Genomic DNA, 21,432 nt, shown 5'->3' with positions numbered 1-21,432 from the left:
GATCGGCGCGGCCGGATCGGCGCGCCGGGTCAGGCGGGCGGCGGGTGAGCGATGTCGGCGCAGTCGTTGAAGGCGGCGATCACCTCGCGGAAGGCGTCGCCGAGCCCGGGGTTGTCGGGGCGGTCGCGCAGCTCCTCCAGGCTGAGCCGGATCAGCGCGAGCAGGGCGGTGGCGATGGCGCGGGCGCGCAGATCGTCGTCCGGCCACTGCTGCCGCGCACAGATGGCCTCGGCGGCGAGCGCGGTGAACCGGGCGAACCGGGCGTCCACCAGCGCCGTCAGCTTCGGGTCGCGACGCATGGCGTCCTCGACGCGCAGGTGCCGCTCGACGGCGCAGGTGTCTTCCTCCTGCGCCTCGTCCATGATCCGCTGCGCGGTGATGACCAGGTCCTGCATCAGGTCGCCGGTCGGGCCGCCCGCGCGGAACTCCGCGACGACGGGGATGTCCTCGTCCTCCTCCATCGGCCCGAGGACGGAGGACTCCTTGTCGGCGACGTGGTTGAACAGCGTGCGCCGGCTGACGCCGGCGGCCTCGGCGAGGTCGTCCATGGTGAAGCCGTCGTAGCCGTGCTGCATGACCAGCTCCAGCGCGGCGTCCTGGATCTGCAGGCGGCGGGCCAGTCGTCGCTGGTCCGCGGCCGTCAGGTTCGGGTTTGCACTCTTCAACACAAAGTGCAGTTTTGCACTCCAGGCGCGATGAGTGCAAACGGGGCGGATGTGGCGTCGACCACAGGCGGGTGGGTGGGAGGCTGCCGCCGCGCATCGCCGCGCTGAAACGCGGTTGCAGCGCTCTGACTCCGCTGCAGCACGGTCAGAGCGCTCGAACTGCGTTTCAGCAGCCGTGTTCGGGGCGGGCGGGGTTGGCGCTGGCTAGCGCACCAGCAGGTCGGCCACGGCCCGGGCCGTCGGCGCACTGTCGCCGAAGGTGCGTACGACCTTGCGGGCGGGGAGAGCGCCGTCACCTCGGGCGCCCAGCCGGTGCAGATGACCACCGCGTCGGGGTTGTGCGCGAGAAGCGTTGCGAGCGCTGCAGATTCGCGCTCGTCGAGCCAGGGTGAGCCGGTGAGGATCGCGTCGGCACGGTCGGGCAGCTCGCCCTCGGAGACCTCGCCCGTGGCCTGACCGCCGACGACGCCGGTGGCCTCGAACGCGCGGGTGAGGGTGGCGCCGGGCAGGCGGCGTAGCAGCTCGTCGCCGACGAGCCCGGCGTTGCGTCCGCCGGCGACGTTGCGGTGCCGCCGCACGTCGACGATCGACGGGGACCCGCGCAGCGAGCCGCGCACCGCCTCGACGCCGGGCGTCACCCGGAGCGAACGGGCCGCGGCCTCCTCGTCGGCGGGGCTGGACCGGGGGCGCGCACCGCTGCCCCGTCCTCGGCCGTGCCGCGAGCCGCCCTGCGAGCGGCCAGGGCGTCGACCCGCCCGGCCGCCTCCCGCAGCCGCTCCGGCGCCAGCTCTCCGGACCCGACCGCCGCGACGATCGCGTCGACCACCGACCGGAACGTCGTCTCGTCGTCGCCCTCGGGCGTGCCGAGCACCGGGTTGCCGAGACCCACCAGGTCGACCCCGGCATCGAGCGCCGCGATGCAGCCCGGGGCGAGCCCGACCGAGTCGACGATCGCGCGCATGTCCATCGCGTCGGACGTGATCAGCCCGGTGAAGCCGAGGTCCTCGCGCAGCAACCGCAGCACGGTGCGGCTGAGCGTGGCGGGGCGCTCGTCGAGCGCGGGGAAGACGATGTGCGCGGTCATCACCACGTCGACCCCCGCCTCGACCGCCGCCACGAACGGCACGAGGTCGCGCGCCCGCAGCGTCTCGAGGTCGACGTCGATGCGGGGGAGCCCGACGTGCGAGTCGACCCGAGTGTCGCCGTGACCGGGAAAGTGCTTGGCACAGCTGAGGATTCGCGCTTCGCGCAACCCCTCGACGTACGCCCTCGCGTGCTCCGCGACGACGCTCGGCTCGGTGCCGAAGGCCCGCACCCCGATCACCGGGTTGTCGGGGTCGCTGCTGACGTCGACGACCGGGGCGAGGTCGAGGTCGATCCCGGCGGCGGCCAGGTCTGCCCCGATCGCGGCCGCGACCTGGCGGGTCAGGTCGGGGTCGCCGGCCATGCCGAGGGCCGCGGCCCCGACGTGCTGCGAGCCGCCGATGGCGCCGAGCCGCGACACGATGCCGCCCTCCTCGTCGACGGCCACGAGCAGCGGCCCGGCGGCGTGCAGCTCGTCGGTCAGTGCCCGCAGCTGCTCGGGCGTCTGCACGTTGTGGCCGAACAGGCACACCCCGCCCAGCCCCTCGGCCGCCGCCGTGCGCACCCAGGCCGGCGCGGACGTACCGTCGAAGCCGGGCATGACCACCCGGTGGGCGAGCCGGCGCAGCTCGGCCGCGTCACTCACTTGACCGCCCCCTGCACCAGGCCGGAGCCGAGCCGGCGCTGGGCCAGGACGAACACGATCATCACCGGCAGCGTGACGAGCGTCGAGGCGGCCATCAGCCCGCCCCAGTCGTCGGTGTTCTGGCCGAAGAAGCGCTGCAGGCCGATGCCGACGGTCATCCGGTCCTCGTTGGTGAGGAAGGTGCGCGCGAAGGTGAACTCCTCCCAGGCCATCACGAACGAGAAGGCGCTGGTGGCGACCAGCCCGGGCACCACGAGCGGCAGCAGCACGTAGCGGAACATCTGCCACCAGCCGCAGCCGTCGAGATAGGCCGCCTCCTCCAGCTCGCGCGGCACGGCGGCCACGAAGCCGCGCAGGTTCCAGATCGCGAACGGCAGCGAGAACGCGACGTAGACCAGCACCAGCCCGGCGAGCGAGTTGAGCATCCGCAGGTCCTTCATCTGCAGGAACAGCGGGATGACCAGCGCCTCGGCGGGCAGCATCTGCACCACGAGGATCAGCACGAGCATCGTGGTGCGGAAGCGGAAGTGGAAGCGGGCCATCGCCACCGCGCCGAGCAGCGCGATGGAGCAGGCGAACAGCACCGTGGCGACCGTGACGATGGCCGAGTTGACCATGAAGTCGGTGAACTTGCCCTCGCCGAGCGCGCGGCCGAAGTTGTCCAGCGTGAGGTTCGACGGCAGCAACGAGTCGGTGCCCGAGGTGGCGCGCGCGTTGAACGCCGTGGTGAGCATGAAGTAGACGGGGAACAGGGTGAACGCGACCAGCACGGTGGCCGCGACCCCCAGACCCAGCCGGGCGGCCGGAGAGCGGTTCATTGCAGGTCGTCCTCCCGGAAGAGCGCACGGATGTAGAGCACGGTGATCACCAGCAGCACCGCGGTGAGCAGCACGGCGATGGCCGAGCCGAGGCCGTAGTCGGTCTTGGTCATGGCGGTGATGTAGGACCAGACGCCGAGGTTGAAGATCTCCTCGTTGCCGCCGTCACCGCCGGGCATCAGGTAGATCTGCGCGAACACCTTGAAGTCCCAGATGGTCGACAGGATCGTGACGACGGCGAAGACCGGCCGCATGATCGGCACGGTGATCGACCAGAACCGGCGCCAGGCCGAGGCGCCGTCGAGCTTGGCCGCCTCGTGCAGCTCCTCGGGCACGGTCGACAGGCCCGCGAAGATCGTGATCGCGACGAACGGGTAGCTGTGGTGGATCACGTTGATCGCGGCGATGGAGTAGAACGACCAGCGTTCGGTGAACCAGTTGAACCCCTCCGGGCCGATCAGGCCGAGGCCCTCGAACACCTTCCGGGCGATCCCGGTGTCGGGCTCGAAGATCCAGACCCAGATGTACGTCCCCGTCACCGCGGGCAGGGCCCACGCCACGAGCGCGGAGCCGATGACGACGACCCGGCCCCAGGTGCCGAGCTGCTGGAGCAGCAGCGCCACCAGGGTGCCGAGCACGATCGTGCCGACGACGGCGACGAAGGCGAAGATCAGCGTGTTGGGCAGGACCGTCGACCACAGATAGTCGCCGGTCAGCACCTCGCGGAAGTTGTCCAGCCCGACGAAGGTGGGCCGGCCCGCGATGACCTCGCGCAGGCCGTACTGCTGGAAGGACAGGATCGTGACGCGCACGATCGGCCACAGCAGCAGGACACCGATGACCGTGAGCGGCGCGGCCAGCAGGAGCCACGGCCGCCAGCGGGAGACCGGCAACGCGGATCAGCCTCCGCTGTTCAGCGTCTTGCCGATCGCGTCGGACGCCTTCTTGGTGGCGGCGTCGACCGGCGTGCCGGTGAGGATCGACTGCAGCATCTGGGTGAGCGTCTTGTCGCCCTCGACGGTGCCCCACTGGGGCGCGTTCGGGACGTTCTTGCCCGCCTCGGTCATCGCCTTGGCGAACGGCTGCACCAGCGGGTCGTTGCTCTGGGTGAACGTCTTCATGCCCGTGGTCGTGCTGGGGAAGAAGCCGGTCTGGGTCGCCCACTTGGTCGCGAGGTCACCGGTGGTCAGCAGCTGCACGAGGCGCCACGACAGGTCGGCGTTCTTCGTGGTCTTCAGCACCGCGAGGTTGGAGCCGCCGAGGAAGGTCGGGGCCATCCCGCCGTTCTTGCCGGGGATCGCGAACGCGCCCATCTTGTTCTTCAGGTCGGGGTTCTTCTCCACCGCGGTCTTGGGCGTCCAGTTGCCCTGGATGACCATCGCCGACTTGCCCTGCGAGAAGGAGTCCAGCAGCTGGGTCTCCTTCCAGGTCGCCGCGCCCGGGCTGGAGGAGCCGTCCTTGGTCGCGAGGCCGGTGTAGAACGACAGGCCCTCGCGCGCCTGCGGGCTGTCGAGCGTGCCGACCCACTTGCCGTTCTCCTGCTTGGCGAAGTCGCCGCCCGCGCCCCAGACGAACGGGGCGGCGGCGTAGGAGCTGCCGCCGGCGATCGGCAGCAGCCCCGGCTCCTTGGTCTTGAGGGTCTTCACGACCTGCTGCAGCTCGGCCCAGGTCGTCGGCACCTTGAGGTTGTGCTTGGCGAAGATGTCCTTGCGATAGACGATGCCGCGGGTGCCGGCGTACCAGCCGACGCCCCACTGCTTGCCGTCGTAGGTGGCCGAGTCCTTCAGCGCCGGGAGCAGGTCCTTGTTGAGCCCGCTGGAGGTGATCCGACCGGTCAGGTCGACCAGGCCGCCCGCGGCCGCGAACTCCGGGGTCCAGGTCGAGCCGATCTCGGCGACGTCGGGTCCGCCGCCGCCGGCGAACGCGCGCACCAGCCGGTCGTGCGCGTCGGCCCACTCCACCTCCTGCACGACCAGCGTGGCGCCGGTGGCCTTCTTGAAGGCGGCCTTGACCTCGTTGTAGAAGGCGGTGGAGTCGGGGTTGGTGCCCTTCATGACCCACCAGGTGATGGTGCGCGCGCCACCGGACCCGCTGCCCTCACCCGTCGCGCCCGTGCCGCTGCTGCCGTCGTCGCCGCACCCGGCGAGCAGGAGACCGAACGCTGCGACCGCAGCCACCCCTGACGACCGTGACCAACGCATCCGCTCTCTCCTTCGCCGCCCGCGGGGACCCCTCGGGATGATCGGTTCCTCACATAGGTGAGGAGGTTCAGGAAAATAGTTTCCACGGTTCGGGGCGCCGGCGGGGCGGATTGGCACGAGAAAACCCGGCCGGACCCACCAGGAGGGTGGAGGTCCGGCCGGGTCGGCGCTGCTCTGAGGGGAAGCGCGGCTAGCTCGACGGCGTCACTTCAGCTGGGCGGAGGTGAGGCCGAGCAGGCGGCGGGCGACTACCAGCAGCTGGATCTGCTGGGTGCCCTCGAAGATGTCCAGGATCTTGGAGTCACGTGCCCACTTCTCGAACAGCTCGGTCTCGGCGTATCCCGAGGCGCCGGCGAGCTCGACGCAGGCCAGCGAGATCTCGACGCAGGTGCGCCCCGCCTTGGCCTTGGCCATGGAGGCCTCCATCGAGTTCGGGTGGCCGTTGTCGGCCATCCACGCCGCCCGCAGGGTGAGCAGGTAGGCCGCCTCGAACTCCGCCTCCAGCTCGACCAGCCGGGCCGCGGCCGCGGGCTGGCGGTGCAGCGGGGCGTCGTGGTCGGGCTCGACGCCCACCTCGGCGAGCTTCTCGGTGATCAGGTCCAGGCAGCCGCGGGCCAGACCGCACGCCATCGCGGCCACCAGCGGCCGGGTGTTGTCGAACGTCTGCATCGCGCCGCCGAAGCCGCCCTCGGTGCGGATCTCCGGGTCGCCGAGCAGGTCCTGCGCGGGCACCCGGCAGTCCTGCAGGCTGAACGCCGCGGTGTCGCTGGCGCGGATGCCGAGCTTGTGCTCGAGCCGGGCGAGCTTCAGGCCCGGGTTGCTGCGCTCGACGACGAACGACTTGATCGCCTTCTTGCCGAGGTCGCGGTCGAGCGTCGCCCAGACCACGACGAGCTCGGCCCGCTCACCGGCGGTGACGAAGATCTTCTCGCCGTTGAGGACGTACTCGTCGCCGTCCTTGACCGCCGTGGTGCGGATGGCGCCGGAGTCGGAGCCCATGTCGGGCTCGGTGATGGCCATGGCGGCCCACCGGTTGCCGTAGCGCTCCTTCTGCTCGTCGTTGGCGACGGCGGCGATCGCGGCGTTGCCGAGGCCCTGGCGCGGGATGCTCAGCGTGAGGCCGACGTCGCCGCGACAGGTCTGCATGACCGACAGCACCGAGGAGAGGTTGGCGCCGTTCTTGTTGCCCTGCTCCTTCTTCTCGCGGCGACCGGCGCCCACCCCGGCGGGCTTCTCGGACGCCCCGGCGTTGGTCGAGCCGCGCGCGCCCGCGCCCTGGCTGGCGCCGGAGTCGCTGAGCCCGTCGATCAGCGCCGACGTCAGGTCGAGCTCGCGCGGGTACTCGTGCTCGGCGAGGTCGTACTTGCGGCTGATCGGCCGGAAGACCTCGTCGGCGAGCGAGCCGGCCTGACGGACCAGCGGAACGAACTTCTTGGGGACCTCGAGATCGATCACACCAACAGCCCTCCTCGAGCATGCCGGTCGCGCGGAGGTCGCGGTACCAGCGTTCGTTGTCGAATTCCTTGACGAAGCCGTGGCCGCCGAGCAGCTGCACGGCGTTGGAGCCGATGACCGCACCGTGCTTGGCCGCCAGCTGGCGGGCGTGCGCGATCTGGGCGGAGGCGTCGCGGTCGGCGTCGAGCAGCGACGCGGCCCGCCACACGACCAGCCGCAGCGCGGCCAGCTCGATGCCGATGTCGGCCACGGTGAAGGCGACCGCCTGGCGGTAGCCGATGGGCTCGCCGAACGCCTTGCGCTCGACGGTGTACTGCGTGACGTGGTCGAGCACCGCCTGCGCGGTGCCGACGGCCGCCGCGGCCCAGGCGAGGCGCCCGCGGCGCACGGCGTCACGGTGGTCCTCGGCGGTGCCGAGCAGGTTGGCCCGGGGCACCCGCACGTCGATGAGGTGGATGCGGCCGGTGCGCGCGGCGCGCACGCCCATGGCCGGGTCGGGCTCGACCTCCAGGCCCTGCGCGCCGGCCTCGACGATGACCAGGCGCGGCTCGTCGTCGACCATCGCCGACACCACGAACAGGTCGGCCGAGTCGGCACCCGGGGCCAGCGCCTTGATGCCGTTGAGCACCAGGTCCTCGCCCTCGCTGCGCGCGGTCGTCTGCAGCCGGAACGGGTCGAACAGCGGCTGCGGCTCCATGAGCGCCAGCACGCCGGTGGCCGGCGCGTTCTCGTCGGTGAAGCCCGGCAGGTACGTCTGCTGCTGGGTGGCGTCGCCGTAGCTCGCGATGGCGGTGGCCACCGCGCCGCTGGCGAGCAGCCCGACCGCGATGCCCATGTCGCCCCGGGCCAGCTCCTCCAGCACGAGCACGCCGGTCACGGCGCTGCGCTCGTCGGCGATGCCGCCCAGGTCGCTCGGCACCCCGAGGGTCGCGAGCCCGAGCTCGCCGGCCTGGGCGCGGATCTCGTCGGGGATCTGGCGGTCGGTGTCGGCCTGCGCGCCAGCGGGGCGCAGCAGCTCCTCGGCGAGCTCGCGCGCGACCCCGCGGATCATCTCCTGGTCCTCGGTCGGCGTGAGGTCGAACTCGCGCCGCGGCTTGGTGGGAGACGTGCGGGTGGGGGAGTCGGAGCTGGGCTTCTTGGCGAACTGCCGCCCAGCGGCGGTCTGCACCCGGAAGCCTTCCTTGGCCCCGCGGTAGAGGGCCTTCTCGACCCGGCCTCGCAGCTTGGGGTTCTTCATCGCTTCGAGCCCGCCCGCCTTGGTGATGAAGCGCAGGCCCAGGGCCTGCCCTCGGTCAAGGAGGGAGGGCTTGCCGGTGAGGTCGCTCATCTGGCCCTTCCTGAGTCAGCCGGTGGTCGCCGGATGTCGTTTCGGAGAGCGTACAGGAAAACGGTACTTTCGGTACCGGATACTTAGCGGGAGCCTGGCGAACCCGCGCCGTTCCGGGGATTCGGGCCGCTGAAACCGCGTTCCAGCTCTCTGACCGCGCTGCAGCGGAGTCAGAGCGCTGAAACTGCGTTTCAGCGTCGGGGTGGCGGGCGGGGCGAGGGCGAGGGCTGGCGAGCGCCTCAGGCCAGGGCGGCTCGGGCGGCTGCGGCGACCGCCTCGAAGACCTGCCGGTCCAGGGCCGCGCCCTCCCGGCGTACGGCCTCCGGGTCGACCCGGATGACCCGGTTCAGCCGCACCTCGCTCGGCCGGCCACGCACGTCCCAGGCGCCGCTGCCGATGTCCATCCAGAGCCGGCCGGCGCGCCGCTCCTGCTCGGCGTCGCGGTCGTGGTCCTTGCTGGTCAGCTGGAGCGCGAGCAGCCAGCCGCGGGCCAGAGACGCAGTGGGGTCAGACCCGACCAGCAGGACGGGCCGGTCCTTCCCGCGCGTGTGGTCCTCCTCGAACGGCACCCAGGCCCACACGATCTCGCCGGCGTCGGGCTGCCCGTCGGGCTCGGGGGCGTAGTCGAAGGGCGGTACGCCGGTGAAGTCTCCCGGGTAGCCGCCGGCCGGCGGCCTCGGCCGGGTGCGGTCCGCCGCGGTGGAGGGCGCGACCGCCCGGCGCACGCGCGCCACCAGCCGGCGCAGGACGGGGCGGGGCGAGGACGGCGAGGACGTGGTGTCGGGCACGGGTCCAGTGTTGCTCAGCCGCTGCGGCGCAGCTCGGCGGCGAGCTCGGCCGCGGCCTCGCGCAGCGCCGGGGCCGCCTGGCGCACGGCCGGCAGCGGGAAACGCTCGGCCGGGCCGGACACCGACAGCGCGGCGTGCAGAGTGCCCGCGCCGGGGACGGCCGCGGCGACGCAGCGCACGCCGAGCTCGCGCTCCTGCTCGTCGATGGCGTACCCCATGCGGCGGACCCGCTCCAGCTCCTCGCGCAGGCGGCCCAGCGAGGTGATCGTGTGCGGGGTCGCCTGGGTCAGTCCGGCCGCGCGCAGCAGGCTCTCGGCCTCGGTCCACGGCAGCGAGGCGAGCACGGCCTTGCCCACCGCGGTGCTGTGCATCGGCACCCGGCGCCCGACCTCGGCGAAGATGCGCAGCGAGTGCGGCGACGGGCTCTGGGAGATGTAGACCATCTCGCTGCCCTGCTGCACCGCGAGGTTGCAGGTCTCGCCGGTGAGGGCGGTGAGCCGCGCGGTGAACGGCCGACCCGCCGACGCGAGCGACTGCTCCCCGGCGTCGGCGAGGTGGAGCGCGGCGGGGCCGACGGCGTACTTGCGCTCGCCGTCCTGGCGCACGTAGGACCGCTCGCCGAGCGTCGCGAGCAGCCGGTGCACGGTGCCGAGCGGGAGCCCGGTGGCGCGCACCAGCTCGCTGACGCCCATCGGCGTGCCCTGGCCGAGGGCCTCGAGCAGGTCGAGCGCGCGCTCGACCGACTGCACGCTGCCGCGGCGCTGGGTGGACCCCGGTGCGCTCATCAGCTGCCCTCGTCGAGCAGCGCGCTGACCGGCAGGCCCCGCTGCGACGCGTCGAGCACGACCGCGGTGTGCGCCAGCGCGATGCGGCCGCCGAGCCGCTCGACCGAGGCGGCGATCTGCATGAGGCAGCCCGGGTTGGCGGTGACGAGCAGCTCGGCGCCGGTGGACATGACGTTGCGCGCCTTGCTGTCGCCGAGCTCGCGCGCGGGCTCGGGGTTGAGGATGTTGTAGACGCCCGCGGAGCCGCAGCAGATCGCTGCCTCGGGGATCTCCTTGACGGTCAGCTCCGGCACGCCGGCGAGCAGCGCGCGCGGCTGGTCGCGCACCCCTTGGGCGTGCCCGAGGTGGCACGCGTCGTGGTAGGCGGCGGTGGTCGGGAGCGGGTGGTACGTCGCCTGCGGCCCGAGCTCGACCAGCACCTCGGACAGGTCGCGGACCTTGCTGGTGAACGCCCGAACCCGTTCGGGCGCAAGGCCGTCCGGCGTCTCGGCATCGTCCTCGAGGAGGAAGTCGTACTCCTTCATGGCCGACCCGCAGCCCGCCGCGTTGACGACGATGTAGTCGACCTCGGCCTCCTCGAACGCCTCGATGGTGGCCCGGGCGAACCGCTGGGCCTCCTCCTCGCGTCCGCTGTGGCCGGACAGCGCGCCGCAGCACCCCTGGCTGCGCGGGACCAGCACCTCGCACCCCTCGGCGGCGAGCACCCGCGCGGTGGCGGCGTTGACGCCGGGGAAGAACTCCCGCTGCACGCAGCCAGTGAGCATCGCGACGGTCGCGCGCCGGGTGCCCTCGGCGGGGATGCGCTCGGGCAGCTCCTCGCGGTCGGCCAGCGCGGGGGTCAGGCTCTGCATCGCCGACAGGCGCGGCGCGAGGCGCTGCAGCAGCGCCGAGTGACGCAGCCGGTCCTCGACGCCGAGCCGCTGGGCCAGGCGCAGCGGTCCGCGCGCGGCGCGCAGCCGGGCGGGGTAGGGGAACAGGCTGAAGATCAGCGTGCGCAGCGCGCGGTCGGCGGGGAGCGGCGGTGGTTGCGCTCGACCTGCGCGCGGGTCTGCTCCAGGAGCCGGTCGTACTGCACGCCCGAGGGGCAGGAGGTCACGCAGGCCATGCAGCCGAGGCAGGCGTCGAAGTGGCTGACCATCTCGTCGGACAGCGGCTCGCCCTCGAGCCCGGTCTTCATCAGGTGGATGCGGCCGCGCGGGGAGTCCATCTCCTCGCCCCACAGCGTGTACGTGGGGCAGGTGGTGAGGCAGAAGCCGCAGTGCACGCAGTCGCTGATGAGCTCCTTGCTCGGCGGCCGGTGGTCGTCGAAGGCTCCGCGCACGCTGGGCATGCCGAGGTCGGTCTGGGGGCGGTCGGCGTGCGTGGTCATCAGATTCCTCCCACGAATCGGCCTGGGGACAAAAGGTTCTCGGGGTCGAAGCGCTCCTTCACGCGCCGCATGAGCTCGATGCCGGGGACCGGGCCCCAGGCGTCGACGGCGGTGGAGATCTCCGGGGGTGCGTCGAGCAGCACGGCCGCCCCACCCGCCGCGGTCGTACGCTCGCGCAACCGCTCGAGCGCGCTCGCCACGGTCTCGGGCGGGGTGCCGTCGGGCAGCGCCGCGAACAGCACGCCGGTGCCGGCGCTGCCTCGCACGTGCAGCCCGAGATCGACTGCGGCCTGGGCGATCTCGGGCACGGCGGAGATCGCGCAGGTGAGCTTCAGCAGAGCCTGCGACTCGCTCTCGCGGGGGAACCCGCGCGGCCGCTCCTGGGTGTCGACGGCAGCCGTGTCGCCCCACAGCCGAAGCAGCTGGTCGCCCCGGCCCGCGACACCGACCTCGGTGCCCTCGAGCAGGGCCGAGACGAGCGTCGGCCGGCCCGGCTGCGCGTCGATCTCGACGGCGGCCGGGACCATCTGCGAGTGGACCGCCTGGCGGACGGTTTCGGTTGCGGCAGAAGGGGATTCGGCCTCGACCGAGACCCAGGTGGAGGTCTCGGGAACGGGGTGCAGGCGGAAGAAGGCGGAGGTGACGACGGCGAGGGTGCCGAAGGAGCCGGTCATCAGCTTGCCGAGGTCGTAGCCCGCGACGTTCTTGACCACCTTGCCGCCGGCCTTGGCCACGACCCCGTCGGGCCGCACCACGGTGACGCCGATGAGCAGGTCGCGCATCGTGCCGTAGGCCATGCGGCGCGGGCCGCTGAGGTTGGTGGCGATCAGGCCGCCGATGGTCGTGCCGGGCACCAGCTCGTCGATCGCGAGGCGCTGGTCGGCGCGGGCGCAGGTGTCCTGCATCGCCGCGAGCGGGGTGCCGGCCTCGGCCGCGACGATGAGGTCACCGGCCTGGTGCTCCAGCACCCGGTCCATGCCCGACAGGTCGAGCAGGACGTCGACCGACCGTGGCGGGACGCCCCAGCGCAGCTTCGTCCCGCGGCCGCGGGGGACGACGACGAGGTCGTCCTCGGCCGCGGCGCTCAGCAGCTGCGACACCTGCTCGGTGGAGGTGGGTCGCGCGACCAGGCGCGGGCGTACACCGCCGACGGAGTCGGTCTCGGTGGCGTCCTGGACGTCGACGTCGGGGACGCGGGCGAGCGTGCTCACTCAGAACACCTCCGCCAGTCCGGCCTGCTGCGCCGGGTGGGCCTCGGTGCGCCGGCCGGGCCGCTCGCCGCACAGCCGCGGCGTCGGATAGATCTTGCCGGGGTTGGCGATGCCCGCCGGGTCGAACGCGCAGCGCACGAGCTGCATCGTGTCGAGGTCGTCCTCGGTGAACATCTTGGGCATGTGCTTGGCCTTGTCGGAGCCCACGCCGTGCTCGCCGGTGATCGACCCGCCGTGCTGGAGGCACAGGTCGAGGATGGCGCCGCTGACCTCCTCGGCCTGCTCGCCCTGGCCGGGCACCGACTCGTCGAAAAGCACCAGCGGGTGCAGGTTTCCGTCGCCGGCGTGGAAGACGTTGGCGACCCGGACGCCGCGCTCGCGGGCGAGCTCGCCCATCTCGTGCAGGACCTCGGCGAGGGCGGTGCGCGGGATGACGCCGTCCTGGACGATGTAGTCGGGGCTGATCCGCCCCACGGCCGCGAACGCCGACTTGCGACCCCGCCAGATCGCCGCGCGGTCGGCGTCGTCGACGGCGACCCGGCGCTCGAACGAGCCGTTCTCCTCGCACATCCGCTCGACCTGGGCGAACTCGTGGTCGACCTCGGCGACGGGGCCGTCGAGCTCGACCACCAGCACCGCGCCGGCGCCCGCGGGATAGCCGCAGGAGACGGCCGCCTCGGCGGCCTCGATGGCCAGGGCGTCCATCATCTCGATCGCGGCGGGCACGATGCCGGCGCCGATGATCGCCGAGGTCGCCGCACCCGCATCGTCGGTGCTGCGGAAGCCGGCGAGCAGCGTCTTGACCGTCTCGGGCGTGCGCACCAGGCGCACCGTCACGCTCGTCGCGACGCCGAGGGTGCCCTCGGAGCCGACGACCGTGCCGAGCAGGTCGTAGCCGGGGGCGTCGGGCGCGCGGGTGCCGAGGGTCACCGTCTCGCCGTCGGGGGCCACGAGGTCGACCGACAGCACGTGGGTGGTCGTGAAGCCGTACTTCAGGCAGTGCGCGCCGCCGGAGTTCTCGGCGACGTTGCCGCCGACCGAGCAGATCTGCTGGCTGGAGGGGTCGGGCGCGAAGTAGTAGCCGTGCGGCCGGCTGGCCTCGGAGACCTTGAGGTTGATGACGCCGGGGTCGACCACGGCGCGCTGGTCGTCGGGGGAGACCTCGTGGATGGTGCGCAGCTGCGACGTCACGATCAGCACGCCGTCGGCGTGCGGGAGCGCGCCGCCGGACAGGCCGGTGCCGGAGCCGCGAGCGACGAACGGCACCCGCTCGTCGGCGCACGCGCGCACCGCGGCCTGGATCATCGCGGTGTCGTGCGCCAGGACGACCAGCGCGGGGGTGACGCGGTAGTGCAGGAGCCCGTCGCACTCGTACGTGCGCAGCCGGGTGCGGTCGGTGATGAGCGCCTCGGGCGGGAGCTCGCGGGCCAGCCGCTGGCGTACCCGCTCGACCGAGCCGAGACCGACCTCAGGAGTGACCTGGGAGTTCTCCTGCGGCGCGGGGGAGTTGTCGGTCGTGGGGCCGAGCTCGGGGTCTTGGGGCGTGATCGTCGTCATGGTCTGGCTCCTGAAATACCTTCTGGCGAGGGGCCCCGCGGCGCTGCTGCCGCGCGTGGAGGGACGCGCGGCAGCAGCGACGGATCAGGGCATCCGGCGGTAGGCCGGCAGGGTGAGGAAGTCGGCGTAGTCGTCGGCGACGGCGACCTCCAGGAAGGTGGCCTTGGCGTCGTCGTAGTCGGACGGCTCGCCCGGGAGGTCGGCGATGACCTCGTCGACCAGCTGCAGCACGCGCTCGCGGGTGACCGGCTCGCCGGAGTCGGTCTTGATGCCGAGCTTGATCCACTGCCAGATCTGCGAGCGGGAGATCTCGGCGGTCGCGGCGTCCTCCATGAGGTTGTGGATGCCGACCGCGCCGCGACCCTCGAGCCACGCCTTGAGGTACTGCAGCGCGACGTCGATGTTGTTGCGCAGACCCGCCTCGGTGACCTCGCCGGGCGTGCTCTTGATGTCGAGCAGCTGCTCGGCGGTGACGTCGACGTCCTCACGCTTCTTGTCGATCTGGTTGGGGTTGTCGCCGAGCACCTTGGTGAACGCCTCGGCGCACGCCTCGACCATGCCCGGGTGGGCCACCCACGAGCCGTCGAAGCCGTCGCCGGCCTCGCGGGTCTTGTCGGCGTCGAGCTTCTCGAAGGCGTTCTTGTTGACCTGCTCGTCCTTGCTGGGGATGAACGCGGCCATGCCGCCGATGGCCGAGGCGCCGCGCTTGTGGCAGGTGCGCACCAGCAGCTCGGTGTACGCGCGCATGAACGGCACCGTCATGGTCACCGCGGCGCGGTCGGGCAGCACGTAGTCCTCACCGCGGGTGCGGTAGGTCTTGATCGCGCTGAAGATGTAGTCCCAGCGGCCGGCGTTCAGACCCGAGGAGTGGTCACGCAGCTCGTAGAGGATCTCCTCCATCTCGAACGCCGCGGGGAAGGTCTCGATGAGGCAGGTGGCCCGGATGGTGCCCTGCGGGATGCCCAGGTGGTCCTGGCCGATCACGAAGGCCTCGTTCCACAGCCGCGCCTCCAGGTGCGACTCCATCTTGGGCAGGTAGAAGTAGGGGCCCTTGCCGGCGTCGATCTGCTTCTGGCCGCAGGCGGTGAGGTAGAGCGCGAAGTCGACCAGCGAGCCGGAGGTCTCCTCGCCGTCGACGGTGATGTGCTTCTCGGGCAGGTGCCAGCCGCGGGGGCGCACGATGATCGTCGGCCGCTCCTCGAACGGGACCGGCTTGTACTCCTTGCCCTCGGGGCTGGTGAACTCCAGCTTCCCGTCGAGGGAGTCCATCAGGTTCAGCGGACCGGCGACGACGTTGCCCCACAGCGGGGTGTTGGCGTCCTCCTGGTCGGCGAGCCACGCCTTGGCGCCGGAGTTGAGGGCGTTGATCGTCATCTTGCGGTCGGTCGGGCCGGTCATCTCGACGCGGCGGTCCTCCAGGCCCGGGGCCAGCGGCGCGACCTGCCAGCTGTCGTCCTCGCGGACGCTCTTGGTCTCGTCGAGGAAGTGCAGGTCCTTGCCGGCGGAGACGTCGGCCACCCGCTGCGTGCGCGCCTCGAGCAGCTCCAGGCGCCGCGGGTTCAGCTCGCGGTGCAGCTTGGCGATGAGCTCCAGCGCCTGGGGCGTGAGGATCTCCTCGTATCGCTCCTCGAGCGGACCGGTGACCTCGACCCCGTCGGGCGTCGTGAGCGCGGGCATGCAGACCTCCATGATTGCGGTTCGTTTCCGAGATGCGGAAAGGACTGATCACTACGCGGAAACCGTAGCAGGCATTGGTCCGACCGACAGCGCCCCCAGGGGTGAGGTTGCCGGCGATGCGGCTCCTGTGACCAGCGTCTCGGCGCCCCGGTGAGCAACCGTGCGCTCAGCCGCACGCTTGCTCACCGATGCGACTCACCGATGCGGCCGGTCGGCCTGCGCGGTCAGGCTGCAGCCACGCGCAGGCGGTACGCCCGCACCACCTGGCCCATCAGCTCCGCCTCGTGCGTGCGCAGCCCCAGCAGCGGGATGCGCAGGATCGTGTCTCCGCCGAGGTGCAGCTCGTTCTGCCGCAGGGCGTCGTCGACCGGCCCCAGCCCGAGATGGTGGTGGATGCCGTCGATCTCGACGAACAGCCGCAGCGCCTCCCAACCTGCGTCGAGGTAGAGGCGTCCGTTCGGCCCCTGCCGCACGACCTGGCGGTCCGGCCGGGGCAGGTCGTACCGCTGGCACAGCAGCCCGAAGTCCAGCTCGCCCAGCGCCTGCGCGCCCGACGCCACGTCGGCGACGACCGCCCGCACCAGCCGCGGTCGCCAGTGCAGCGCCACCTGGTCGCACGCCTCGGCCAGCCGGGCCGGCGACACCAGCCGCTGCTGCGCCGGCATGACGAGCAGCAGTGCAGCCTGGCGGTCGCTGTCGGCCCAGCAGGCCGCGCGCAGGGCAGCGACCTCCGGGCGGGTCCGCGGCGCCCCCGCGGTGATCAGCTCGCCGGGGATCCGGCGCTCGACGTAGTGCACCCGCACGCCGGGAACGGCCGGGCGGCTGCGGCCGGAGGGCAGGGACACCGTCACCGCGGGTGCGCAGAAACCGGTCAGCCCGGCGCACAGCAGCGCGCTGACGCCGTCGAGCGCCGCGCGGCTCCCGGACTCCCAGCACGCGCGCCACCACCGGGCCGTCGCGGACAGCTCCCCGGTGTGCAGCGCCACTGTGTGCAGGCCGTGCAGGCGCCACCGCCGCGCCGCCACCTGGTTGCGCAGCTGCCATCTGGTGACGCCCCAGCCCCGCAGCTGGGCGCGGGATGCCACGTCGCCCTGCGCCGCTACGGTCTCCTCGTCGATCTCCACCCGGGCAGCCTGCGGCGACCCAGGTCTGGGGGCGAGGGGCGGACGAGGCGCTGTGGACGTACGACCCGGCGCGGGCCGCGCTGTGGAAAGCCTCCGGCCGTGGGCATCGGTGAGGGGGATCGGTGAGCAACCGTGCGCTCAGCCGCACGCTTGCTCACCGATGCGACTCACCGGTGCCGCTCCTGTGACCAGCGTCTCGGCGCCCCGGTTTGCCGGGTGGGGAGCGGGTGCCCCACCGTTGACGAGTGACCGAACCTGCCGCGCTGCGCGACATCTGCGACGAGGAGGCCGTGCCGGCCCCGCTCCGCGCGCTGCCCACGTCAACCTCGCGCTGCTGGCCCTGGCGCTCGGCGGCTTCGGGATCGGCACCACCGAGTTCGTGACGATGGGGCTGCTGCCGCAGATCGCCGAGGGCGTGCGGATCAGCATCCCGGCGGCGGGCTACGTCGTCTCGGCGTACGCCCTCGGCGTCGTCGTCGGTGCCCCCACCATCGCGGCGCTCGCGGCCCGGGCGCCGCGCAAGCGGGTGCTGCTGTGGCTGATGGTGGCCTTCGGGATCGGCAACCTCGCGTCCGCGCTCGCGACGGCGTACCTGCCGCTGCTGCTCGCGCGTTTCGTCTCCGGCCTGCCGCACGGCGCCTACTTCGGCATCGGGTCGGTCGTCGCGGCCTCGCTCGTGCCGAAGGAGCGACGCACCTGGGCCGTCGCGATGATGCTGGCCGGCCTCACCGTCGCCAACATCGTCGGGGTGCCCGCCGCGACGCTGCTGGGGCAGCACCTCGGCTGGCAGTGGCCGTACGCCCTCGTCGCCGCCATCTCCGCCGTCACCGTGCTCGCGATCTGGCGCTGGGTGCCCTGGCAGCGCAGCGACGACACCGCCTCGATCGGCTCCGAGCTGCGCAGCCTCACCCGCCTGCAGGTGTGGCTGGCGCTCGCGATCGGCACCGTCGGGTTCGGCGGCATGTTCGCGACGTTCAGCTACATCGCGCCGACCATGACCGAGCTCACCGGCTTCGGCGAGCGCGCGGTGCCGTTCATCCTCGTGGTCTACGGCGTCGGCATGACGTGCGGCGCCTTCCTCGCCGGCCGTGTCGCCAGCCGGGGCCTCATGCGCGGAATCTTCTTCTGCCTCATGGCGATCGCCGTGCTGCTCGCCGGCTTCGGGTTCGCGGCGCAGCAGAAGTGGAGCGCGGTGCCGGCCGTGTTCCTGCTCGGCCTCGTCCCGACCATCCTCGTCCCGATGCTGCAGACGCGGCTGATGGACGTCGCGCACGAGGGCCAGTCGCTCGCGGCCGCGCTCAACCACTCCACGCTCAACATCGCCAACGCGCTCGGCGCCTGGCTGGGCAGCGTGGTGCTCGACGCCGGCTACGGCTACGAGTGGCCGAGCCGGGTGGGCGCGGTGCTGGCCGTCGCGGGGCTGCTGGTGGCGGGCCTGTCGGCCTGGCTCCAGCGCAGGGACCTCAGCTCTCGACCTCGACCGTCGGCTCGACCCGCACCGGAAAGCTCACCGACCGGGCGATGAAGCAGGCCTCGTGCGCGGGGTGGTGCGCCTCGAGAGCGGCGTCGCGGTCTGACCCGGCGTCGATCGTCACGCGCGGGCGCAGGGTCGCCACGGTGAACTGACCCGACCCGTCGGGGTTCAGCTCGAGCGTGCCCTCGGCCGCGTCGGCGTACGCCGTGACGACCACGCCCGCCCGCACCGCCATGTGCAGGTAGGACAGCATGTGGCACTGCGCGAGCGCGGCGAGCAGCAGCTGCTCGGGGTTCCACCGGTCGCGATCGCCGTGGAAGGTGCGGTCGGCGCTGCCGGCGATGTCGGGCAGGCCGGACGCCGAGACCAGGTGGTCGCGGCCGTACCCCCGGTAGTCGCTGGTGCCGGTGCCGCGGTTGCCCGTCCAGGCCACGCTGACGGCGTAGTCGTGCTCGGTCATGAGTGCTCCTTGCGCGTGGGACACTGGGTCGATCCCGTTCGTCGACCCATCGAGGAAACCCTGTGTCACCGATGGCCCCTGAGGGGCTGCCCCCGCAGCCACGCCACCGGAGCAGATCCGCAACTTCTGCATCATCGCCCATATCGACCACGGCAAGTCGACGCTCGCCGACCGGATGCTGCAGATCACCGGCGTCGTCGAGGAGCGGGCGATGCGCGCGCAGTACCTCGACCGGATGGATATCGAGCGCGAGCGCGGCATCACGATCAAGAGCCAGGCCGTGCGCATGCCGTGGGCGGCCGACCTCGGCGACGGGCAGGAGACGTTCTGCCTCAACATGATCGACACCCCCGGTCACGTCGACTTCACCTACGAGGTGTCGCGCTCGCTGGCCGCGTGCGAGGGAGCGATCCTGCTGGTCGACGCCGCGCAGGGCATCGAGGCGCAGACCCTGGCCAACCTCTATCTCGCGATGGAGAACGACCTGGCGATCATCCCGGTGCTCAACAAGATCGACCTGCCGGCGGCGCAGCCGGAGAAGTACGCCGAGGAGCTCGCCGGCCTCATCGGTTGCGAGCCGACCGACGTGCTGAAGGTGTCGGGCAAGACCGGCGAGGGCGTGGAGGCGCTGCTCGACGAGATCGTCGCGCAGCTCCCGCCGCCCGAGGGCGACGCCGACGCTCCCGCGCGGGCGATGATCTTCGACTCGGTCTACGACACCTACCGCGGCGTCGTGACCTACGTCCGCGTCGTCGACGGGGCCCTCTCGCCGCGCGAGAAGATCGCGATGATGTCGACCAAGGCGACCCACGAGCTGCTCGAGATCGGTGTGATCTCACCGGAACCCGCGCCCAGCAAGGGGCTCGGCGTGGGCGAGGTCGGCTATCTCATCACCGGTGTGAAGGACGTACGCCAGAGCCGGGTCGGTGACACCGTCACCTCGGCCGCGAAGCCGGCCGAGCAGCCGCTGGGCGGCTATCGCGACCCCAAGCCGATGGTCTTCTCCGGGCTCTACCCGATCGACGGGTCGGACTACCCGATCCTGCGTGACGCGCTCGACAAGCTGAAGCTCAACGACGCCGCGCTGGTCTACGAGCCGGAGACCTCGGCCGCGCTCGGGTTCGGGTTCCGCGTCGGCTTCCTCGGGATGCTGCACCTGGAGATCGTGCGCGAGCGGCTGGAGCGCGAGTTCGACCTCGACCTGATCTCGACGCTGCCCAACGTGGTCTACGACGTCGAGCTCGATGACGGCACCGAGGTCGAGGTGACCAACCCCAGCGAGTTCCCCGAGGGCAAGATCGCCTCGATCACCGAGCCGGTGGTGCGCGCGACGCTGCTGGCGCCGAGCGAGTACGTCGGGGCGATCATGGAGCTGTGCCAGTCGCGGCGCGGCACGCTGCGCGGGATGGACTACCTGTCCGAGGACCGCGTCGAGATGCGCTACACCCTGCCGCTGGCCGAGATCGTCTTCGACTTCTTCGACGCGCTGAAGTCGCGCACCCGCGGATACGCCTCTCTCGACTACGAACCCGACGGCGAGCAGACCGCCGACCTGGTCAAGGTCGACATCCTGCTGCAGGGCGACAAGGTCGACGCGTTCAGCGCGATCGTGCACCGCGACAAGGCCTACCCCTACGGCACGATGATGGCCGCGAAGCTCAAGGAGCTCATCCCGCGGCAGCAGTTCGAGGTGCCCATCCAGGCCGCGATCGGCGCTCGCGTCATCGCCCGCGAGAACATCCGCGCCATCCGCAAGGACGTGCTGGCCAAGTGCTACGGCGGTGACATCAGCCGCAAGCGCAAGCTGCTCGAGAAGCAGAAGGAAGGCAAGAAGCGGATGAAGATGGTCGGGTCCGTCGAGGTGCCGCAGGAGGCCTTCATCGCCGCGCTGTCGCAGGACTCCTCCGGCGCGGCCGAGAAGGCGAAGAAGTGACCGTCCCGACGAGCCAGGAGCAGGCCGTCGAGCACGAGGTGGTCGGGCGCGAGGGCGCCGGGCGCGAAGGCGTCACCCACCCCGCGCGCATCCGCTCGTTCACCCGCCGCGGCGGGCGCATGCCGCAGCGGCACCACCGCGCCCTCGCCGAGCACGGACCGGCATACCTGCTCGACCTACCGCGGCAGGAGGCCGGCAGCATGGTGCAGCCCGGCAGGAGCCGTCTCGACCTGCCCACGGTCTTCGGACGTACGTCCTCGGTCGTCGCCGAGATCGGGTCCGGGTCGGGCGATTGCGTTGTCGCTGCTGCGGGTTCGGACACCGATCGTGACTATGTCGCCCTCGAGGTGTGGCGGCCGGGCGTCGCCCAGACGCTCGCCAAGGCGGCGCACGCCGACGTGCGCAACCTGCGGGTCGCGCAGGTCGACGCCGGGCAGGCGCTGGCCGAGCTGTTCGCGCCCGGGTCGCTCGAGGAGCTGTGGATCTTCTTCCCCGACCCGTGGCCGAAGAAGAAGCACCACAAGCGCCGGCTGGTCACGCCGGACTTCGCCGAGACCGTCGCGACGGTGCTGCGGCCGGGCGGCACGTGGCGGCTCGCGACCGACTGGGCCGACTACGCCTGGCAGATGCGCGACGTGGTCGAGGGCTGCGAGGCGTTCGACAACCCGCACGCCGGGCGGCTGGCCGACGCCGGCGACCCCGCGGTCGACCCGCAGGGCGACCGGGGCGGCTTCGCGCCGCGGTTCGCCGGCCGGGTGCTCACCCGGTTCGAGCTGAAGGGCGCGCGGGCCGGGCGGGTCGTGCGCGACCTGGCGGTCGTGCGGCGATAGCGGTTACGAGCCAGTAACCCCTCGTGGGA

Annotated in this window: 19 protein-coding genes and 2 pseudogenes; 3 read left to right on the top strand and 18 right to left on the bottom strand. The window is 72.1% G+C overall.

Annotation, left to right across the window (positions count from 1 at the left end):
- Window positions 1-29: 29 nt before the first annotated feature.
- From QUE40_RS10500 to QUE40_RS10425, 17 genes and pseudogenes are all read right to left on the bottom strand, one after another.
- The gene (locus tag QUE40_RS10500) at window positions 30-665 is read right to left on the bottom strand and encodes a TetR/AcrR family transcriptional regulator (protein WP_289230926.1); all 636 of its coding nucleotides are present in this window, start codon (window positions 663-665) and stop codon (window positions 30-32) included.
- Window positions 662-1,303, bottom strand: a complete 642-nt coding sequence (locus QUE40_RS10495) for a hypothetical protein (protein WP_289230925.1) — start codon at window positions 1,301-1,303, stop codon at window positions 662-664. The genes QUE40_RS10500 and QUE40_RS10495 overlap by 4 nt, the downstream gene beginning before the upstream one ends.
- Entirely contained in the window at window positions 1,300-2,394 is a 1,095-nt protein-coding gene (locus QUE40_RS10490; protein ID WP_289230924.1) for a glycoside hydrolase family 3 N-terminal domain-containing protein, read from the bottom strand. Before QUE40_RS10490 ends, QUE40_RS10495 begins: the two co-directional genes overlap by 4 nt.
- Window positions 2,391-3,212, bottom strand: coding sequence for a carbohydrate ABC transporter permease (locus tag QUE40_RS10485; RefSeq protein WP_142005593.1), 822 nt, complete (start codon window positions 3,210-3,212; stop codon window positions 2,391-2,393). The genes QUE40_RS10490 and QUE40_RS10485 overlap by 4 nt, the downstream gene beginning before the upstream one ends.
- Window positions 3,209-4,105 (bottom strand): carbohydrate ABC transporter permease, encoded by an 897-nt coding sequence (locus QUE40_RS10480; RefSeq protein ID WP_142005592.1) that lies wholly within the window; start codon window positions 4,103-4,105, stop codon window positions 3,209-3,211. The genes QUE40_RS10485 and QUE40_RS10480 overlap by 4 nt, the downstream gene beginning before the upstream one ends.
- Before the next feature lie 6 nt (window positions 4,106-4,111).
- A complete protein-coding gene (locus tag QUE40_RS10475) occupies window positions 4,112-5,389 on the bottom strand; it encodes a sugar ABC transporter substrate-binding protein (protein WP_289230923.1) in 1,278 nt (425 codons plus the stop codon).
- Between the two features lie 228 nt (window positions 5,390-5,617).
- The gene (locus QUE40_RS10470) at window positions 5,618-6,868 is read right to left on the bottom strand and encodes an acyl-CoA dehydrogenase family protein (RefSeq protein ID WP_142005590.1); all 1,251 of its coding nucleotides are present in this window, start codon (window positions 6,866-6,868) and stop codon (window positions 5,618-5,620) included.
- 76 nt (window positions 6,869-6,944) lie between these two features.
- A pseudogene (locus QUE40_RS10465) lies at window positions 6,945-7,919 on the bottom strand (acyl-CoA dehydrogenase family protein); the annotation flags it as partial.
- Between the two features lie 515 nt (window positions 7,920-8,434).
- Window positions 8,435-8,983: a type II toxin-antitoxin system PemK/MazF family toxin gene (locus QUE40_RS10460; protein WP_289230922.1), complete on the bottom strand. Its 549-nt coding sequence runs from the start codon at window positions 8,981-8,983 to the stop codon at window positions 8,435-8,437.
- Window positions 8,984-8,997: 14 nt separating this feature from the next.
- The gene (locus tag QUE40_RS10455) at window positions 8,998-9,768 is read right to left on the bottom strand and encodes an IclR family transcriptional regulator (protein WP_289230921.1); all 771 of its coding nucleotides are present in this window, start codon (window positions 9,766-9,768) and stop codon (window positions 8,998-9,000) included.
- Window positions 9,768-10,619 (bottom strand): (Fe-S)-binding protein, encoded by an 852-nt coding sequence (locus QUE40_RS10450; RefSeq protein WP_289230920.1) that lies wholly within the window; start codon window positions 10,617-10,619, stop codon window positions 9,768-9,770. Before QUE40_RS10450 ends, QUE40_RS10455 begins: the two co-directional genes overlap by 1 nt.
- Window positions 10,620-10,667: 48 nt before the next feature.
- Window positions 10,668-10,724: pseudogene (locus QUE40_RS19850) on the bottom strand (hypothetical protein); the annotation flags it as partial.
- Window positions 10,725-10,753: 29 nt separating this feature from the next.
- Window positions 10,754-11,137 carry a 4Fe-4S dicluster domain-containing protein gene (locus QUE40_RS10445; RefSeq protein WP_289230919.1) on the bottom strand — a complete coding sequence of 128 codons (384 nt, stop codon included), beginning with the start codon at window positions 11,135-11,137 and terminating at the stop codon, window positions 10,754-10,756.
- Window positions 11,137-12,348, bottom strand: a complete 1,212-nt coding sequence (locus QUE40_RS10440) for an FAD-binding oxidoreductase (protein WP_289230918.1) — start codon at window positions 12,346-12,348, stop codon at window positions 11,137-11,139. Before QUE40_RS10440 ends, QUE40_RS10445 begins: the two co-directional genes overlap by 1 nt.
- A complete protein-coding gene (locus tag QUE40_RS10435) occupies window positions 12,349-13,905 on the bottom strand; it encodes an FAD-linked oxidase C-terminal domain-containing protein (RefSeq protein WP_289230917.1) in 1,557 nt (518 codons plus the stop codon).
- Between the two features lie 84 nt (window positions 13,906-13,989).
- Complete coding sequence (gene aceB / locus QUE40_RS10430) at window positions 13,990-15,582, bottom strand: malate synthase A (RefSeq protein ID WP_142005585.1); 1,593 nt, start codon at window positions 15,580-15,582, stop codon at window positions 13,990-13,992.
- Window positions 15,583-15,806: 224 nt separating this feature from the next.
- Window positions 15,807-16,706, bottom strand: coding sequence for a PDDEXK family nuclease (locus QUE40_RS10425; protein ID WP_289230916.1), 900 nt, complete (start codon window positions 16,704-16,706; stop codon window positions 15,807-15,809).
- Window positions 16,707-16,944: 238 nt separating this feature from the next.
- Here QUE40_RS10425 and QUE40_RS10420 point away from each other — a divergent pair, with 238 nt between their 5' ends.
- On the top strand, window positions 16,945-18,231 hold the full coding sequence (locus QUE40_RS10420; RefSeq protein ID WP_289230915.1) for an MFS transporter: 1,287 nt from the start codon (window positions 16,945-16,947) through the stop codon (window positions 18,229-18,231).
- On the opposite strand, the gene QUE40_RS10415 is transcribed toward QUE40_RS10420, so the two are convergent.
- Window positions 18,170-18,640 carry an OsmC family protein gene (locus tag QUE40_RS10415; protein WP_289230914.1) on the bottom strand — a complete coding sequence of 157 codons (471 nt, stop codon included), beginning with the start codon at window positions 18,638-18,640 and terminating at the stop codon, window positions 18,170-18,172. The two genes, QUE40_RS10420 and QUE40_RS10415, sit on opposite strands and share 62 nt — an antisense overlap.
- A 115-nt stretch (window positions 18,641-18,755) precedes the next feature.
- On the opposite strand from QUE40_RS10415, the gene lepA reads away from it, so the two are divergent.
- Together lepA and trmB are read left to right on the top strand one after the other, a co-directional pair.
- The gene (lepA, locus tag QUE40_RS10410) at window positions 18,756-20,573 is read left to right on the top strand and encodes a translation elongation factor 4 (RefSeq protein WP_289233062.1); all 1,818 of its coding nucleotides are present in this window, start codon (window positions 18,756-18,758) and stop codon (window positions 20,571-20,573) included.
- Window positions 20,570-21,403 carry a tRNA (guanosine(46)-N7)-methyltransferase TrmB gene (trmB, locus tag QUE40_RS10405; protein WP_289230913.1) on the top strand — a complete coding sequence of 278 codons (834 nt, stop codon included), beginning with the start codon at window positions 20,570-20,572 and terminating at the stop codon, window positions 21,401-21,403. The genes lepA and trmB overlap by 4 nt, the downstream gene beginning before the upstream one ends.
- The last annotated feature ends 29 nt before the right edge of the window (window positions 21,404-21,432 follow it).

Source organism: Barrientosiimonas endolithica (assembly GCF_030296655.1).
GTDB lineage: Bacteria > Actinomycetota > Actinomycetes > Actinomycetales > Dermatophilaceae > Barrientosiimonas > Barrientosiimonas humi.
Note: the sequence above shows the minus strand (reverse complement) of the source record. Positions and strands in the feature narration are given on the sequence as shown.